The 16,499-nt window shown below is 38.1% G+C and carries 16 protein-coding genes; 6 read left to right on the top strand and 10 right to left on the bottom strand.

Going from position 1 to position 16,499, the window contains the following annotated elements; genetic code table 11:
* Positions 1-2: 2 nt before the first annotated feature.
* Entirely contained in the window at positions 3-644 is a 642-nt protein-coding gene (locus B3139_RS18890; RefSeq protein ID WP_209574748.1) for a YceH family protein, read from the bottom strand.
* 178 nt (positions 645-822) lie between these two features.
* On the opposite strand from B3139_RS18890, the gene B3139_RS18895 reads away from it, so the two are divergent.
* From B3139_RS18895 to B3139_RS18905, 3 genes are read left to right on the top strand one after another with little or no spacing between them, the layout of a single operon-like run.
* Positions 823-1,749 (top strand): histone deacetylase family protein, encoded by a 927-nt coding sequence (locus B3139_RS18895; RefSeq protein WP_293885056.1) that lies wholly within the window; start codon positions 823-825, stop codon positions 1,747-1,749.
* 9 nt (positions 1,750-1,758) lie between these two features.
* A complete protein-coding gene (locus tag B3139_RS18900; RefSeq protein WP_209574746.1) occupies positions 1,759-2,817 on the top strand; it encodes a nucleoid-associated protein in 1,059 nt (352 codons plus the stop codon).
* 19 nt (positions 2,818-2,836) lie between these two features.
* Positions 2,837-3,919, top strand: a complete 1,083-nt coding sequence (locus B3139_RS18905; RefSeq protein WP_209574744.1) for a DUF3810 domain-containing protein — start codon at positions 2,837-2,839, stop codon at positions 3,917-3,919.
* A 73-nt stretch (positions 3,920-3,992) separates the two neighbouring features.
* Here B3139_RS18905 and B3139_RS18910 read toward each other — a convergent pair whose 3' ends face one another.
* Together B3139_RS18910 and lpxB are read right to left on the bottom strand one after the other, a co-directional pair.
* Positions 3,993-4,628, bottom strand: a complete 636-nt coding sequence (locus B3139_RS18910; RefSeq protein ID WP_293885057.1) for a hypothetical protein — start codon at positions 4,626-4,628, stop codon at positions 3,993-3,995.
* A gap of 56 nt (positions 4,629-4,684) precedes the next feature.
* Positions 4,685-5,800 carry a lipid-A-disaccharide synthase gene (gene lpxB / locus B3139_RS18915; RefSeq protein ID WP_209574740.1) on the bottom strand — a complete coding sequence of 372 codons (1,116 nt, stop codon included), beginning with the start codon at positions 5,798-5,800 and terminating at the stop codon, positions 4,685-4,687.
* A gap of 231 nt (positions 5,801-6,031) precedes the next feature.
* Between lpxB and B3139_RS18920 the strand changes: the two genes are divergently transcribed.
* On the top strand, positions 6,032-6,337 hold the full coding sequence (locus B3139_RS18920; protein WP_209574738.1) for an FtsB family cell division protein: 306 nt from the start codon (positions 6,032-6,034) through the stop codon (positions 6,335-6,337).
* A gap of 92 nt (positions 6,338-6,429) precedes the next feature.
* On the opposite strand, the gene B3139_RS18925 is transcribed toward B3139_RS18920, so the two are convergent.
* Positions 6,430-7,143, bottom strand: a complete 714-nt coding sequence (locus B3139_RS18925; protein WP_209574736.1) for a DUF4397 domain-containing protein — start codon at positions 7,141-7,143, stop codon at positions 6,430-6,432.
* Positions 7,144-7,459: 316 nt separating this feature from the next.
* Between B3139_RS18925 and B3139_RS18930 the strand changes: the two genes are divergently transcribed.
* Positions 7,460-7,831, top strand: a complete 372-nt coding sequence (locus tag B3139_RS18930; RefSeq protein ID WP_293885058.1) for a YkvA family protein — start codon at positions 7,460-7,462, stop codon at positions 7,829-7,831.
* A 44-nt stretch (positions 7,832-7,875) separates the two neighbouring features.
* Here B3139_RS18930 and purH read toward each other — a convergent pair whose 3' ends face one another.
* The 6 genes from purH to B3139_RS18960 all read right to left on the bottom strand — a co-directional run bounded on the left by purH (position 7,876) and on the right by B3139_RS18960 (position 14,841).
* Positions 7,876-9,402 carry a bifunctional phosphoribosylaminoimidazolecarboxamide formyltransferase/IMP cyclohydrolase gene (gene purH / locus B3139_RS18935; protein WP_293885059.1) on the bottom strand — a complete coding sequence of 509 codons (1,527 nt, stop codon included), beginning with the start codon at positions 9,400-9,402 and terminating at the stop codon, positions 7,876-7,878.
* Positions 9,403-9,514: 112 nt separating this feature from the next.
* The gene (locus B3139_RS18940) at positions 9,515-10,204 is read right to left on the bottom strand and encodes a uridine kinase family protein (protein ID WP_349676356.1); all 690 of its coding nucleotides are present in this window, start codon (positions 10,202-10,204) and stop codon (positions 9,515-9,517) included.
* Positions 10,186-11,109, bottom strand: coding sequence for a LysM peptidoglycan-binding domain-containing protein (locus B3139_RS18945; protein WP_209574728.1), 924 nt, complete (start codon positions 11,107-11,109; stop codon positions 10,186-10,188). The genes B3139_RS18940 and B3139_RS18945 overlap by 19 nt, the downstream gene beginning before the upstream one ends.
* 11 nt (positions 11,110-11,120) lie before the next feature.
* Positions 11,121-11,876: a hypothetical protein gene (locus B3139_RS18950; protein ID WP_293885061.1), complete on the bottom strand. Its 756-nt coding sequence runs from the start codon at positions 11,874-11,876 to the stop codon at positions 11,121-11,123.
* Positions 11,877-11,997: 121 nt separating this feature from the next.
* A complete protein-coding gene (locus B3139_RS18955; protein ID WP_293885062.1) occupies positions 11,998-13,590 on the bottom strand; it encodes a hypothetical protein in 1,593 nt (530 codons plus the stop codon).
* Positions 13,591-13,662: 72 nt separating this feature from the next.
* Entirely contained in the window at positions 13,663-14,841 is a 1,179-nt protein-coding gene (locus tag B3139_RS18960; RefSeq protein ID WP_293885063.1) for a hypothetical protein, read from the bottom strand.
* 177 nt (positions 14,842-15,018) lie between these two features.
* Between B3139_RS18960 and proS the strand changes: the two genes are divergently transcribed.
* Complete coding sequence (gene proS, locus B3139_RS18965; protein ID WP_293885064.1) at positions 15,019-16,491, top strand: proline--tRNA ligase; 1,473 nt, start codon at positions 15,019-15,021, stop codon at positions 16,489-16,491.
* Positions 16,492-16,499 lie beyond the last annotated feature (8 nt).

Below are 16,499 nucleotides of genomic sequence, written 5' to 3' on the forward strand. Positions count from 1 at the left end.
ATTTAATGTAATTCATCCCAAAGATCCTGAAACTTCTGTTTCAACGCTGCCACTTCTTCCTCCAATTGAGCTACTCGATCTAGTAAGACCTGGTCATTTGGGGAGCTGCCCACGGTACCGCTAGTTTCGTAAACTTCAAGATTGATTTCTCCCAATAAATGAATATAACGGACTTCTTTATGTCCCATCTGTTTCGGTAAAGATTTAATGTAACCTTCTTGGGCTAATTTTTCCAATTGTGCATTGATTTCGCTCAATGACTCAAATTCATACAATCTTCCGGAGTTTGAGTTGATTTCACCTGCGGTCATTGGTCCCCTAAGAAGCAATAAACAAATAATGGATAATTCAGAAGGCACGAGTGGAAACTGGATGGCAAAATTGTGTTTATACTTCGTGACACGTGACCCGCCACCTATAACAGTAGCGATTAAGCCCTTTTTCTTCAATACATCCAGCGTAGCAACAATATCCTCTTCTGTATACTGTACAACTGGCTTACGGGAAGTTTTTTGATTACAAGCAGCTTGTAAGCTGTTGATGGTCATTGGGTAATATTCAGGGGTAACTCTCGATTTTTCGATTAGTGAGCCTAGCACACGTTGTTCCATGGCAGACAATTGGGGCAAATTAGTTGTTTCCATTTATTTTCAATAATAAAAATTTATGATCGAGTACAAGTATGCTGTTATGGTGTAATAACATTGGCTTGCCGGTTGTTCTTTCTCAAAGATGCCCTTTTTCTCATATAACTCCAAAGATCCAATCGATATTGTTGAAATAAATTGGTACGGGTTATGTATTTAGATTTCTTATATTCGCATGAGTAATATAAGATTTAAGGTGCTTAAGATAGCTTTTCGTCCAGAATTTGTACACCCCCTAAAAGAAGGGCATCGTTTTCCGATGTTGAAGTATGAGCTCATTCCTCTACAGTTAAAACATGAAGGGATAGCGGATGAGTCTAATTTTTTCAGTCCTGAACTTGCGAGCTTTGAATCCTGTTGTCTGGTGCATGATCCGGTATATGTAAGGCAGTTATTTGAGCTTACACTGGATTCCAAAATGGTCCGTAGAATAGGTTTTCCATTGAGCCAAAGTCTTATTGACAGGGAACGCTATATTCTCGATGGGACAATCCAAAGTGCAAACTATGCACGGGCGTATGGGGTAGCATTTAATATTGCCGGAGGAACCCATCATGCTGGTTATGATTTTGGTGAAGGCTTTTGTTTGATAAATGATCAGGCAACCGCAGCTGGGTACCTACTGAAGCAGCAATATGCCAGTCGTATCCTGATCATTGATCTGGATGTACATCAAGGTAATGGTACTGCGCATATTTTTAAAGGACATCAGCAGGTATTTACATTTTCGATGCATGGCGAGAAAAATTATCCCTTTATCAAACAGCGATCGCATCTAGATATAGGTTTATCGGATGATATCTCGGATGCAGAATATCTTGGTTTATTGGAAGATAACTTAGCGGATATATTCAGGAAATTTGAGCCTGACTTTGTTTTCTACCAAGCTGGGGTAGACATTTTAGAAACAGATAAGCTAGGGAAGTTAAATTTAAGTATTAGCACCTGTCGTCGCAGAGACGAACTGGTCTTTGAGATATGCCATAAAAATCGCATCCCTATTCAGGTAAGCATGGGAGGAGGCTATTCTCCCGAAATTAAAGATATTGTCAATGCACATTGTCAGACTTTTAAAATAGCAATAGATTTATATAATTTATAAGATAAAAATATGTTTTTTCACCAAGATGCAACTTTTGAAGCGTTATCTATTCATCGCGTGGGCAATAAGGCCCAGGATGAATTTTATATTTTGTCAGATGCCCCCGTTTCTCTTGCGGAAGATGAAGTGCTACCTGGGCTACTGATGCAATATTTTATGAGTCCCTTTGCAAAGGTGAACGAGGTATATCGTCTGTATCATCCCAATGAAGAATTAGAGCTGAATGAGATTTTCTATTTTGTAAGACAGTATTTCAAGAATCAGCTTCCATTTCATGATTTTTCCCAACAAATTTCAAAACACCTGTATGAAGTTTCCAATCATCCTAAAATTAAAGCAGGAGAGGTGTATGTCGTAGCGTTGAAGAACGTTCAGATCGAAGGGGAAGAGCATGATGCCATCGGTATATTCAAATCGGAGAACAAGGAAACTTATCTGAAAGTATATCCAGAACAAGGTGCATTTCTGTTGGAGTATGAACAAGAAGCAATTAATATTAATAAACTGGATAAAGGCTGTATTATTATCAACGTAGAAGAGGAAGAAGGATATAAGGTATTGGTGCTTGACCAGACGAATAGGCAGCAGGAAGCGGTTTACTGGAAAGATGATTTTCTTCAACTGCGCGTGCGCAATGATAACTTTAATCAAACCGGCAATTATCTGAAAGTTTATAAGAATTTTGTGGAGGAAAAATTGGATGAGACTTTTGAATTGGAAAAAGCGGACAAGATTGATCTGTTAAATAAATCCATGAACTATTTTAAGGAAAAGGAAACATTTGTACAAGAAGAGTTTGAGGAGGAAGTGTTAGGGAATCCACGGGCAATTGCTTTATTCCAAGATTTTAAAGCTGGTTTTGAGGATGAATTTGACACGCCGTTTCAGGCAAATTTTGAAATAGCAGACAAAGCCGTAAAAAAAATGGAATCTTCTTACAAGTCTGTTTTAAAGCTTGATAAGAATTTTCATATCTATGTTCATGGTAAACGTGAATATCTGGAAAAAGGTTATGATGAGGATAAGGGTATGAATTTCTATAAGGTTTATTTTGAGAACGAAAGTTAATCGTTTTAAAAATTATTGAATGGAAAAGCGGGATAAAATAGCGGTTTTTACTTTTTTTGCTCTATTTATTGGGACTTTATTTTTCTCCGTGACCGAGAAAAACAGCCAATGGATTGAGGTCTTTTATGCACAGGGATTTTATCGTTTTTATAGTAATGTTTCGAGGTTTGTGTTTGGTTATATTCCCTTTAGTCTAGGCGATCTCTTTTATGTTGCAGTTGTTGTGTTTTTTCTCTATTTAGCTGCGAAATTAATTGGAAACATATGGAAAAGAAGATGGAAAAGATTTGTTCGATTAGTATTGTCCATGATCAATTTGTTATTCGGACTCTATTGTTTCTTTTACCTATCTTGGGGGCTCAACTATTACCGTCAGCCAATCAGTACAAATGTACATCTACAAGTCGATAGCTTAAGACTAGCGGATTATCTAATGGTATTGAATGATTTTTTGGATAGTACAAATACCTTGCGTGAACATGTAAATCCATCGCAATGGGAAGAGCGTAAAGAGTTTATTCAAAAAGAGTTGACAAGATGGGTCAAAAACGATACAACGTTTGCGGATTTTTTATCAACAGATCAAATTGGCGCAAAATCACCGATTAATAGCCGTATGGTTTCTTTTTTTGGTGTGTCGGGCTATTTTAATCCATTTACCCACGAAGCTCAAGTGAATAAAGCCATGCCAGCAACTTTTTTACCATTTACTACTGTGCATGAACTTGCTCACCAGCAAGGCATCGGTTTTGAAGATGAGGCAAATTTTATTGCTTTCGTGCGCTTACAGAATCATCCTCAAAACTTTTACCGGTATTCGGCCTATCTACAGACCTCCCTATATATGTTGCGTGAGCTTCAGGGCATGTATCCTGAGTTATGGAAAGATTTTAAAGGGCGATTAAGTGTAAAGGTGTTGAGAGACTTAGCAGGAGAAAGACAATTTTGGAGTCAATATACTGGGTGGGTCGACGATGTAATGGGATTGTTTTATAACCAATACCTAAAACACAATAATCAGCAGGAAGGAATAGCCCGATATGATCGGATGACGCGGCTGGTATTGGCCTATGAGCTTAAAACAAGAGGGTGTAGGCAGTAGGATAGGGATTATATATGTAAAAAAAGCCGTATTTAAAAAAGAATACGGCTTTTTTATGATTTTAACTTTAGTGTTATTGGGTTGAAATTAGTTCAAATGTTCCTTCTGTTCCGGGGCTCCCAGAGAAAATTTGCCCTTGAGGCAGTCCTCTTAATCCGGTGGGGGCGGTTTTAATCCGGTCGTAAATATTTCTTAAGTCCGAATTTGCATTGATGGCACGTCCACCTGCTACTACATCTGCATAAATATAATTTGTCGCTTTCTTGTCCGTTGTTTGAGGTTTAATACTTCCGTTTGTTAAAGTGACTTTAACTTTTCCTCCATTTCCGTTCGGAAAAGTTTTGGTTCCATTGAAAGCGTCATCTCCTTTTGCAATGATATATAGGGACCCTAATTTTTGAAAATTAGCACTGATGTCAAAATTAGTTCCGTTATTCTTCCCATCTGTTCCATGGATAGTTGCTTTGTTTCCAATTTCAGCATAACCAATGGTGAGCTTAACATTTTTCTTACCATAGAAAGAAAAAGTAGAATTATCCTTCATGATCAAGGTATCGATGTGTATAGCGACAGTAGAATCTCTATTATCGATATTTTTTTTTGCCTTTTTACCAATTTCTAATTTAGAAATATGTTGTACTTCCTGTGCTTTACCTGTTAAGGTCATTGCAAAACAAAGAAAAAAGCCTAGAATAATTTTACATTTCATAACCCTTTTAATTAATAGTGACTACTGATAGTTTGACAAATGAAAGGGAAAAGAGTTTAAATTTTAGCGAGATATTTTACAATCAATTTGGCCGTTTTCTCTGAAGCCCCAGGAGAACCCAGTTTTTCAGCAAGGATATCGTAGTTTTCCATCACACTTGCGCGATGCATTTTGTTATTGATCAATTCACCTACTTCATAGGAAATATCATACGCTGTGCAGTCGTCTTGAATCAATTCCCTTACTGATAGAAAGTTATTGATTAGATTTACGAGCGAGATAAATTTGACTTTGACAACTAGTTTAGCTATCCATACCGATATTGGGTTAGCTTTATAGACGACTACCTGGGGTACTTTCAAAATACCTGTTTCGAGCGTAGCAGTTCCACTCGTAACGACTGCGACTTCCGCGTTATTGAGAATATCGTAGGTTTGATTGAAAACTATGGGAATATCGATACCTTTAAAAAACTGCTTGTAGAACGCTTCATCAAAATTGGGAGCACCTGCAATTACAAATTGATGAACAGGAAAAAAGAACGGAAGTTCGGCCATGATAGGCAGAATATTAGTAATTTCCATTTCCCGGCTTCCCGGCAAGAGGGCGATGAGTGGTTTTTCTGAAAAACCATTTTCTGCTCTGAAATTGGGGTTGAATTGGTAGGTTGAAATCGCGTCTAATAGTGGGTTTCCAACATAATCTACGGGCATGCGCCATTTTTTGTAAAAATCCACCTCAAAAGGCAGAATGCAAAACATGTGATCGACAATCCGTTTGATTTTCTTTACACGGCCTTGATTCCAGGCCCATACTTTAGGGGAAATATAATAGCAGGTTTTAATTCCATGTTTTTTCGCAAAATCAGCAATTTTCAAATTGAAGCCAGGGAAATCTATCAGAATGACAGTATCTGGTTTTTCTTTTAATAGATCATTTTTAACTTGTTTGAGGTTCCTTGATATCTTTGGCAGATTTTTTATAACTTCTATAAAGCCCATAAAAGCCATTTGCGATGTATGAATTAATGGTTTTTTTCCAGCCTCTTCCTGCATTAGATTTCCTCCAACAATTTGAAAAGTTGCATCGGGATCTTCAATTTTTAATGCTTTAATAAGGTTTGCACCGTGTAAGTCTCCTGAAGTTTCGCCTGCTATAAGATAGTATTTCATATGTCAATGATTTATTCTTTAATCATCCCATCGAATATACCTTTCTATTTTAAAATCGGGTGTAGTTTTAAAATGGATATTCCCTTGAAATGATCGTTTTTGAACTGTTAAAGATAAGATTATTCTAGGGATATGATGAATTTGCCTATAATATTCCATATATTTAATCAAAGATGGCCAACTTGTGAAGAAAAAATCTTGAGTATAAAAGCTAAATAGTATTTTTGCCTTATGCAACGATTGTGGTATTTAATAAGAAATAAGTATTTGTTAGCCGCTTTGGCTTTTTTGGTGTGGATGTTATTTTTTGATAGAAATGACTTTGCCACACAGTATAGTTATCAAAAACAGAAAGCGAACCTAGAGAGTGAGCGCTCTTTCTACCTTAAGGAAAATGCGGCAATCATTAAAACAATTAACGATATTCGTTCCAACCCGCAAGAAGTACAGCGTATTGCCCGTGAGAAGTATAAGATGAAAAAAGATAATGAGGATATTTATGTTATTTCTAAAGTGGCACCTAAAGAAAATCCTTAATAGCTGAGAAGTATATTCAAGAAATAAAAAGCGAGCGGCCATCACATGTACATGATGGCCGCCGTTATAAAAAGTGTATAGATATGGGTATTTTAATTTGCAGCTTGAGCTACTAAACCAATATATAATGGTTTGTTTTGATCATTTGCCTTACCGATGAGTATTAAAGAATAATAATAGCCTTCAGCCAATTTAATTTCGCTCCGGGTCGCGATTGTTTTCCCTGCTTTATCACGTGCTGTGACAGTGAATGTTCCACTTTTTTGGGCAATAAATCCCTGATGCGCGTTTGCTGAGTTCTGTGTTTCTTTAGCTCTATTTGTCCATTCTGACGGGGAGGTCTCACTGCCGATCTGAAGGGTGACCTGATCTGTTCCCTCCGCAAGATTAAAGAAACGTAAACCGGATTCGGTGTTTTTAATTTCCTTGTTGATTCTGTCGGTCGTGATTATCTGTACCGGTTTTGATTTTGTTCCAAATAGAAAGGATGTATATATCGTACTGTCTTTTACAGTAATTGTTGTATCTGTCAAGATACTGTTATATTCGGAGGAAACAGCTATTTTTCGAGCTCCGGTGAATAGTCCAACGATTGGCCTATAGCTTTTGAATTCCATAGGATAATTGGGGTTTTGTAAAGCCCCGCCATCCGCATAATAGACGACAGCATTAGCGTCGCTGTAACCATTAACCATGGTAAAGAGCGCCATAGGAATTTTTTGGTCATCATTATCTTTCAGACAGCTTGAAAGTAAGAATGTCGCTAGAACGATGGAGATAAAATTGAATAATCTATAGTTTTTCATAACTGTGTAACATTAAATCTTTTGTTGTATAAAACACATTGCGCTTGTGTTGTCTATTATACGCACATTAAAGATAGTTTGCTACAGCTAGCTATAAAAATAATAAATTTGTGTGTAGTTGTTATTTAATCAAGCGTGCTTCGGCTATTCCAAGTGTAAAATAGTTCGTATAGCAGCTTGACAGTAAATGTTTGTCGTATCATATTTTCACTGTAGTGCAAATAGTTGGTCGTCCTGATTAGTGATCCTTATTGAGTGTGAATCCGCTGAAACGTAGGAATTTGGATTATTAATCTAGTAATCCTAATTTTGGATTATGAACAGTAGAATTAAGAAGATTGCAACAGTTATGTTTGAGCGCTTTAGACAACGTAAAATTACGGAGGAGGAGTTATCTCAGGCGGAATCTAAGGCAAAAAACCTAGGTAGCTATGTTGGCGAATTTAAATTACTGATCGCGATGTGTAAAGACGCAATCACAGGTAAGTTTAAGATGAACAACTGGAATCTATCCATCATCATCGGAACGATCATTTATGTGATTTCTCCGATAGATGCTATCCCTGATTTTATTGCTGTCGGCGGCTGGATAGATGATGTTGCTATTGTAGCTTATGCCATCCGTAAGCTGTCGGAGGAGATAGAGCGTTATAAGCTCGAAAGATTGAACTTTGAAATAAACCATTAATAAAAAAGCTACNNGTAGCTTTTTTATTAATGGTTGAAGACTGCTTAGTGCTTAAAGTGTCTAACCCCCGTTGTCACCATTGAAATTCCTTTTTCATTGGCCATATCTATCGACAACCGATCCTTGATTGAACCGCCGGGTTGCAATACGGTTGCAATACCTGCTTCCGAAGCGATTTCAACGCAATCAGGGAAAGGGAAGAAAGCATCTGATGCCATCGCACAGCCTTTGAGATCAAAACCGAAAGAAACAGCTTTCTCGATAGCTTGTTTTAATGCGTCTACACGAGATGTTTGACCTACTCCGGACGCTAATAAAGTGCCATTTTTGGCAAACACGATTGTATTTGACTTGGTATGTTTAACGATTTTGTTCGCAAAGTATAGGTCTTGAAGTTGTTCGTCAGTAGGTTCTACTTTCGTTACAGTAACCATTTGCTCTGCATTTTCAATTGTTTTGTCTTTATCTTGTAGAATAACGCCGTTCAACAATGTTTTGAACTGTTGACTAGGTAATGTAACCTCTTTACGAACAAGAATAATTCTATTCTTTTTCGCGGTAAGTATAGCGATAGCTTCCTCCGAATAAGAAGGTGCGATCAATACTTCAAAGAATAATTTATTAATTTCTTCAGCTGTTGCAGCATCTACTTGACCGTTTGTTATTAAAACTCCACCAAACGCTGAAACAGGATCACAAGCCAATGCGTCTAACCAGGCTTGTTTGATGGTTGGTCTAGAGGCAACTCCACACGCATTTGTATGTTTTAGAATCGCAAATGTAGGTTCTATAAACTCATCAATTAAATCTACCGCCGCATCAACGTCAACAAGATTATTATAGGATAATTCTTTGCCGCTTAATTTATCAAACATGTTATCTAAATCGCCAAAGAAAACGCCTTTTTGGTGAGGATTTTCACCATAGCGCAGTACTTGGGCTTTTTGTTCAGATTGTTTAAAAACTTGAAGTGGGTTTTCTTGATTGAAGTAATTGAAGATTGCGGTATCGTAATGCGACGATGTATTGAATGCGCGTTTGGCAAATTCTTTACGTTGTTCTAGCGAAGTATTACCTTCTTGATTTGCGAGTATTTCTTCCAATGCTTGGTAATCATTTTTAGAAGAGATAATTACAACATCGTTGAAGTTCTTAGCCGCCGCACGGATCAAAGAAATTCCACCGATATCAATTTTTTCGATAATATCTTGTTGGGATGCACCAGAAGCAACTGTTTCTTCAAACGGGTACAAATCCACAATAACCAAATCGATCTCAGGTATCCCGTATTGGGCAAGCTGCTGTTGATCAGACTCAAGGGGGCGGCGAGCCAAAATACCTCCAAACACTTTTGGATGCAAAGTTTTTACACGACCACCTAAAATAGAAGGATAGCTCGTGAGGTCTTCCACTGGAACAACATCTATACCTAAATCTTTGATAAATGTCTCTGTTCCGCCAGTGGAATAGAAGGTAACACCGTATTTGTTTAATAATTCAACTAAAGGAGCTAGGCCGTCTTTATAATAGACTGAAACCAAAGCATTTTTAATCTTTACAGGATGGTTCATTATGATGGATTTGTTTCGTGGCGCAAAGATAGGTATTTAAAATCTTGATATCAATAAATCAAATACTTTAAAAATAAAGGAGAATCTATTTGATAGCTTCTCCTTCGTAATTTTATACCAAATTGAGCTTTAACTTTAGCTCTTTAGAAATTTGATTGGTGATCTCCCATATTGGTTCTGGCTCATCGGTATTATTGAATATTACCTGATCGCAAGTATCTTGATAGGGTAATAGATACTCGTTATAAGATGGGAGTACATGGTTCACCCATTTGTACATCACATCGTCTTCAAAGTAGCCCCTTTCAACCAAATCGCGGTGTAGGCGTCGTCTCAATGCGATATCTTGATCGGCGCTTAAAAATATCTTATGATTAATTAAATCATTAATTTCTGTATAATAGAAAATGAATAAGCCTTCGATAATTAAAATCGGAGCCGGTTTAATCTCTAAAATTTTTGGTGTTAGGGCAGGATTGTTAAAGGTATACTCTTCCTTATGTATTGTTTCACCGTTAAAAAGTGCTTTGATATCTTTGTAAAAAGCTTGTCTGTCGATTGATGTTGGAATATCGAAGTTATAGAGCCTATTTTCCTCCTGAGTTTTGGTATTGGCAGGGATGTAATAATCATCTTGGGAAATTAAGGTGACCTCACTGGGCTTGAAATGTTTTAAAAAACTATTTAAGAAAAAAGTCTTCCCAGAGCCACTACTACCGGCAATTCCTATGACATACGGTTTGTTATTCATTTGTATTGTGCTATAAAAGCTATTTGATTGTGTTAATTTTCTAGCGGTAATCCATACGCAATTTCCACTTGGAAGCGTTTATCTAATGCTCCTATACTTGCGGCAGCTGATTTTGACAACACGACAATTGCATTTTGGTTCTCGGCATTATCATTAAATTTGCCCACTACTTTTGCGTATGTAACGCTTTTCGTCATCGGGTTAGTAATTTTTAGAATGGTACCTACTGGAGCCGACTTGTGTAATGCGAGGTTACTGGTGCCTTGAGATGAAAGTCCATCAATCCACACACCAATACCACGTTCTGATTTCTCACGGATTCCATAACGGTTTGTTGAAATTTGATTTTCTTCTTTGTTATCATCGTCTGTGGAGTCGGGTCTTACAATTTCGATTCCTTTAGGCTCTACTAATTTTGGTCTTTCCGGTGGGAGCGGCTGATTGGGGATCATGAGTTTCATTCCACCGCTAATGATATTATTTTTTAAATTGTTCGCTTTTTTGATATCTTCAACAGAAATACTAAACCTTTTGGATATCGCGTAAAGTGTTTCTTTTTCACCAACAATGTATTCCGTAAAACCTTCTTGCTGCTGCGGATTACGCGGATTTAGCGCTACCGGATTGCTACGGTCGTTAGTAATGACAGGTTTCGCTTTTCGACCGGTCGGAATCTTAACGATCTGACCAAGGTTTAGCGTACCATTACCATTTATTTGAGTCAATTGTCCTACCGTTGTTTTATACTTCTTACTTAGTTGATAGTAATTGTCTCCTTTTTCAATTTTGAATAGTACGAATTCTTCACCATTAATCACCTCATTTCCGATTGAATCGGGAATAGAATAAGTAGATAAAGATGTTGAATTTTTCGCTTCAACTTGTTGAATAGCTACTACTGCGATGGATAGCATAGCTATCTTTTTATATGTCTTTAATTCGAATAAAACTTTCATATATTTTGCAATTATACTAAATACGAAACAAACTCCCGTTTATTATCTGTCAAAAGGAATATTTGTCCGTGAATAAGAAAATAAATGTTGAAGAGCTTTAATTCCAGTCCCGAAACCGGAAGGATAGACTGTGTCAACATTTCTCTTGTTGATTGAACTAACCTGATTTGATAGTGATTATTTTTTTGTTTTTCATAGAAAGCCCAAATAAAGTAGTCATTTACTCGATTTATCCAGATATCACCATCAATAGGGAAGTCCTTCAAAAATAGGGGTATTTCACCATTATAGATAATTGGATAGACGAGCTCACTGGTATAAGGTTTAATGGTAATCAAATTTTTGCTTTCGATTGACATCGATTGAATATTCAAAAACAATTGTTGGCCCTGCGCTACCGTTTTGGGCCTAATGAGCAATCCTTGATCAACCAGACTGATGAAAACGTAATTAAACCAGGTTTCTTGACGCTGTGGGTTGTAGCAATCGATTACCTGTATACCTGCATCGATCGGTGAATTATTGGAAATCTTCTTTAGTATTAATTTTTTGCATTGGATTCCACCAAGTACCCATTCTCTGGTGATTGCCTTGAAGTCTTGCAAGACGTAAGTTCCTTCAAAAGTGATGACGTTGAAATAAGGGAAGGTATCTTCTGGATTTCTTGTTTCTATGGCGATCAATTTATTTTTTGCATCAATTTCTATGCGCCAAATTGGGTATGTAAAAATGAGATTGAAAGCTTTTGAAATTTCCTGATTTGCCATGTGATTTAAATCCAAGGGGACAAACTTAGATAAAGTATGAGTTAAATGCAAAAATAATTGCTAATGGACGTGGCAAAAAAAAGTCCAGACAACGCTGGACTTTCTTGAAAAAAAATATATCTTAAAATTTTGAACCAATTGTTAGTATAACATTTGTTCGTTGGTTTTTTATATCTGCAGCGGGGCTTGCAGTATTCCAATAGTTTTCGTCGATAGTATAAGGACTTTCTTTGTAATTGATGGCATTATAAGCTCCCGTCAAATCAATATACATGCCACGGCCTAGTTTTGCGCCGATGCCCAGCGAGGCCGTATAATTTGTATAATCTGCATTTTTATAAGGGTTACCACTATAATTAAAGCCAGCTCTTCCACTGAAGACATTATCAAACAAAACTTCACCACCGATTCTGGCATTAAATGCGCCTTGATATGTATCTTTGATGTTTTGATTCATGTTTTTTTCTAACGTTTTGCTGTAGTTACCTACATCCCTAAAACGCATAGCAGCATAATCCACCCACTCCACATCTGCGGTTATCAATCCTCTTGAAAAAATTTGGCTTGCACCCACAGCTAATTTATAAGGTGTATTCATATTGTACTCCAGGTAACTATGTCCTGCGTCATCGCTGGTTCGGTACTCTTTAAATGACTTATCTTCATTAGGTCTGAAATAACGAAACTCTGAATTACTATATGATTCATCCCTGATGCTCATAAATGTTGGAGATTTCGCCGTAAATCCCATGCTGAAAGTAGGTGTGAACTTGTATATGACCCCAAGTTTAAAATCTACACCAGTACCATCCGTTGCTTGAGCATAATCATCATAAAGTTCATAATCTTTATCCAACATAGCATACTTCTGTGCATTGGTTGGTTTTAAAAACTCTGAATCTTTGTTGATATCTTTTAATTGGTCGGCTGTCATTGTTTGACCATATTCAGTAAACCAACTTGAGTTGTCGTAACTAAACGCTGTAAATCCTAGAGCAGCTCCTAAATATAGTTTGTTACTATAGTTGGCACCAAACGACAGAACAGATTCGGATTTACTGCCTTTTTCTAAGATGGAATTGACTTGATTAAAGCCATTCTTTCCATCGTAAGTCCCGCCAACCGTGATTGGTATATATGATCCTGCCTTTTTAGGATCTACGTCGAATAATAATGAATTACCATAAACTTCCTGCCCCCAGCCATTCATACCGCTAGGTGACGATAGCCGGTCAGAATAGGCATCCGTAATTGAGCTTGTGTTGTTGACACCGTTATACTGTAATAAATTATTGTAGATATTGTTGCGGTTATAGGCAATACCCACATTAAAATTTAACCAGCCTCTATCTAAATTTCCACCATTTCGGTAGGTTGGCAGGTGAAAAACAATACCCGCATTATCCAGATTGAAATTATTCTTACTGCTGTTTGAATTTTGACCAAAATAGTCGGTTTTATTTTTGTTGTTAAGGTATCTGGCTGTTACTGATACGTCAGATTGATTAAAGTACCCCAAACCCGCCGGGTTACCGGTAATCGAACTTATATCTCCACCTAATGCGGTAGATGCGTTTCCCATGGCTTTAAAACGAGCTGTTCCCCCATTGTCCCCTTGGGAGAATAGAAGTACATCTTTCGTATATTGCGCTTGAGTAGTCCCTGCTGCACCTAAAATGAATGCAGTTCCAAAAAGTAATCTTTTGATTGTCATATGCTGAAATATCATCAATAATAAAGTAGTAGCACACAACGATGTGTATGCTACTATTCAAAATGCCTTTAATTAGCGAGTACGTCCTCCGCTTGATCTTGAGCTACCTCCTCCAGAGAAACCTCCTCCCGAAGATCTTGAGCTTCCGCCTCCAGAAAAGCCTCCACTAGAGCGAGAAGAACCACTATCATAACTTCTAGTCGGTGGTGTATATGAAGGTCGTGATGTTGAACTCGGGTTGCTTGAGCGTGTTTCCACAGACCGGCTCATTGGCCGTGATACTTCACCAGAACTGTTTCGTGTTCTCGAACCATTATTATAGTAACCATTTGTGCGTCTGGTACTATTTTGATAAGAACCATTCACTCTATCCGATGTTCTTGAGCGTGTACCATCTGAGTAAGCTCTATTTGATACACCATCAGATGTTCTTGTTCGGCTTCCTGATCTATCATAAGAAGAACTGCGTGTTACGGAACCGTCAGAAGTTCTTGACCTGTTGGAAACAGACGTAATACGACCTCTAGAATCACGAGCTACCCCAGTACGATCGTATCCGCCAGAATTTCTAGCTACGCTATTGCGGTCATATCCTCCAGAAGTGCGGGATCTTGAGGATGAACTACGCGTGTTATAGTTGTCCCTATAAACTGATCTACTTGAAGCATAACGTGGTCTTGAGTTGCCCCAGTAACCACCACCCCAGTAACCATTTCCGTACCAACCAGATCCCCAGTAGCCTCCGCCGTACCAGCCACCCCAAGGTCTGTAGCCACCATACCATGGCGATCCCCATCCCCAGCTAGATCCCCATCCGAGACCAATTGACCATGAAGAACCCCATCCAGAGTTCCATCCCCATCCCATTCCGAATGATGGACCGTATCCGTACCATCCTCCAAATCCATAACCATACCATGGATCAAAAAATGGGTCGAAGTAGGTCATACCTGGACTAGCGTAGTAAAAACGGTTGATACGATTGGCATATTCAAGATCTTCATAAGAATCACTATTGTAATCCTGATCAGAATATTCATCCTCATAATAGCCGCCTTGCGACTGTCCGTTTTGTTCGGATTGATCTGCGTCTGTGTAATAATAATCTGGGCTTTGGTAAACCTTTTGTCTCGCTTGCCCATTATTGCCGTAGACATCGTCGCCATAAATTTGCCTACTTGTACCGCAGGAACCTAAAATGAACGCTCCTGTTATGGCAAGTGCTCCGATAAATAATCTATTTTTTTTCATAATATCCTAAATCGTTATTTTCGATTATACAGCCTTATTTACTATCTTAGACGCAAATTTCTCGAGGTGGTTTAATCGAAGTAATCAAAAATACAAATATTTTTTTTGAACGCTTTTCGCATTGGAATTACAGACGGGATTTAAGGTAATAATGTTACAATAATTTATCAATCACATATGAGTAAAGGAATAACAAGTCGTGCAGAAGATTATTCGCAATGGTATAATGAGCTTGTAATCAAAGCTGATCTGGCTGAAAATTCAGCTGTACGAGGATGTATGGTGATCAAACCATACGGATATGCTATCTGGGAAAGAATGCAGGCAATCTTAGACAAAAGATTTAAAGAGACTGGTCATAGCAACGCTTATTTCCCTTTATTCATTCCCAAATCGTTTTTTTCTAAAGAAGCAGCGCATGTGGAAGGTTTTGCTACAGAGTGCGCCGTGGTTACCCATTATAGGTTAAAAAACGATGGTACAGGTAAGATCGTCGTGGACGAAGAGGCGAAATTGGAGGAAGAGTTGATCGTGCGTCCAACTTCAGAAACGATTATATGGAATACTTATCGCGGATGGATTGAATCTTATCGTGATCTCCCTATTTTGGTCAATCAATGGGCAAACGTGGTGCGTTGGGAAATGCGAACACGTCTTTTCTTACGTACAGCTGAGTTTTTATGGCAGGAGGGGCATACTGCACATGCCACAAAAGAGGAAGCTATTGCGGAAACAGAACGTATGCTTGATGTATATGCCGAATTTGCAGAAAAGATTTTAGCTGTACCCGTTGTCCGTGGAAGGAAAACAGAAAATGAGCGTTTTGCGGGAGCATTGGATACCTATTGTATTGAGGCATTGATGCAAGATGGTAAAGCATTGCAAGCAGGGACATCCCATTTTCTTGGCCAAAACTTTGCCAAGGCATTTGATGTGAAATTTACTTCTAAAGAAGGCAAGTTAGAACATGTATGGGCAACTTCGTGGGGGGTTTCTACCCGACTCATGGGTGCATTGATTATGGCTCATTCCGACGATCAAGGGTTGGTATTGCCACCGAAATTGGCCCCGATTCAGGTTGTGATTGTTCCGATTTTTAAGACTGAGGAAGAAAAGGCGCAAATTGATGTATTTGTGAATCAGTTAACAACTGAACTGCGGGTGAAAGATATTTCGGTAAAATATGATGATCGCGATACACAGCGTCCGGGTTTTAAATTTGCTGAATGGGAATTAAAGGGAGTACCTGTTCGCGTCGCTGTCGGTGCAAGAGATATGCAAAATGGTACAGTAGAATTGGCCCGTCGTGATACACAAACGAAAGAAACTGTTGCTCAAGAGGGCCTAGCCAGTACGATTAATACGTTATTGGATACAATACAAGAAAATATCTATCAAAAAGCGTTGAATTTCAGAACTTCTCATTATACGGAAGTAAATTCTTATGAAGAATTTAAAGAAGTACTGGAAGGTAAAGGTGGATTTATCTCCTGTCACTGGGATGGGACAACAGAAACGGAGAAGCGTGTAAAAGAAGAAACTAAAGCAACAATTCGTTGTATTCCTTTGGAAGCAAAGGAAGAGCAAGGGGTCTGTATATTTACCGGCAAACCTTCCAGTAGGCGTGTGCTTTTTGCTAAAGCTTATTAATCGTTTGC

The organism is Sphingobacterium sp. UBA1498 (assembly GCF_002325125.1).
Lineage (GTDB): Bacteria > Bacteroidota > Bacteroidia > Sphingobacteriales > Sphingobacteriaceae > Sphingobacterium.

Excerpts from the sequence above, each read along its gene's own strand:
- B3139_RS18925 (WP_209574736.1), bottom strand. The coding sequence starts at position 7,143 with ATGAAAAACTATAGATTATTCAATTTTATCTCCATCGTTCTAGCGACA.
- B3139_RS18960 (WP_293885063.1), bottom strand. The coding sequence starts at position 14,841 with ATGAAAAAAAATAGATTATTTATCGGAGCACTTGCCATAACAGGAGCG.
- B3139_RS18955 (WP_293885062.1), bottom strand. The coding sequence starts at position 13,590 with ATGACAATCAAAAGATTACTTTTTGGAACTGCATTCATTTTAGGTGCA.
- B3139_RS18895 (WP_293885056.1), top strand. The coding sequence starts at position 823 with ATGAGTAATATAAGATTTAAGGTGCTTAAGATAGCTTTTCGTCCAGAA.
- B3139_RS18930 (WP_293885058.1), top strand. The coding sequence starts at position 7,460 with ATGAACAGTAGAATTAAGAAGATTGCAACAGTTATGTTTGAGCGCTTT.
- B3139_RS18910 (WP_293885057.1), bottom strand. The coding sequence starts at position 4,628 with ATGAAATGTAAAATTATTCTAGGCTTTTTTCTTTGTTTTGCAATGACC.
- B3139_RS18900 (WP_209574746.1), top strand. The coding sequence starts at position 1,759 with ATGTTTTTTCACCAAGATGCAACTTTTGAAGCGTTATCTATTCATCGC.
- lpxB (WP_209574740.1), bottom strand. The coding sequence starts at position 5,800 with ATGAAATACTATCTTATAGCAGGCGAAACTTCAGGAGACTTACACGGT.
- purH (WP_293885059.1), bottom strand. The coding sequence starts at position 9,402 with ATGAACCATCCTGTAAAGATTAAAAATGCTTTGGTTTCAGTCTATTAT.
- B3139_RS18890 (WP_209574748.1), bottom strand. The coding sequence starts at position 644 with ATGGAAACAACTAATTTGCCCCAATTGTCTGCCATGGAACAACGTGTG.
- B3139_RS18945 (WP_209574728.1), bottom strand. The coding sequence starts at position 11,109 with ATGAAAGTTTTATTCGAATTAAAGACATATAAAAAGATAGCTATGCTA.
- B3139_RS18905 (WP_209574744.1), top strand. The coding sequence starts at position 2,837 with ATGGAAAAGCGGGATAAAATAGCGGTTTTTACTTTTTTTGCTCTATTT.
- proS (WP_293885064.1), top strand. The coding sequence starts at position 15,019 with ATGAGTAAAGGAATAACAAGTCGTGCAGAAGATTATTCGCAATGGTAT.
- B3139_RS18950 (WP_293885061.1), bottom strand. The coding sequence starts at position 11,876 with ATGGCAAATCAGGAAATTTCAAAAGCTTTCAATCTCATTTTTACATAC.
- B3139_RS18920 (WP_209574738.1), top strand. The coding sequence starts at position 6,032 with ATGCAACGATTGTGGTATTTAATAAGAAATAAGTATTTGTTAGCCGCT.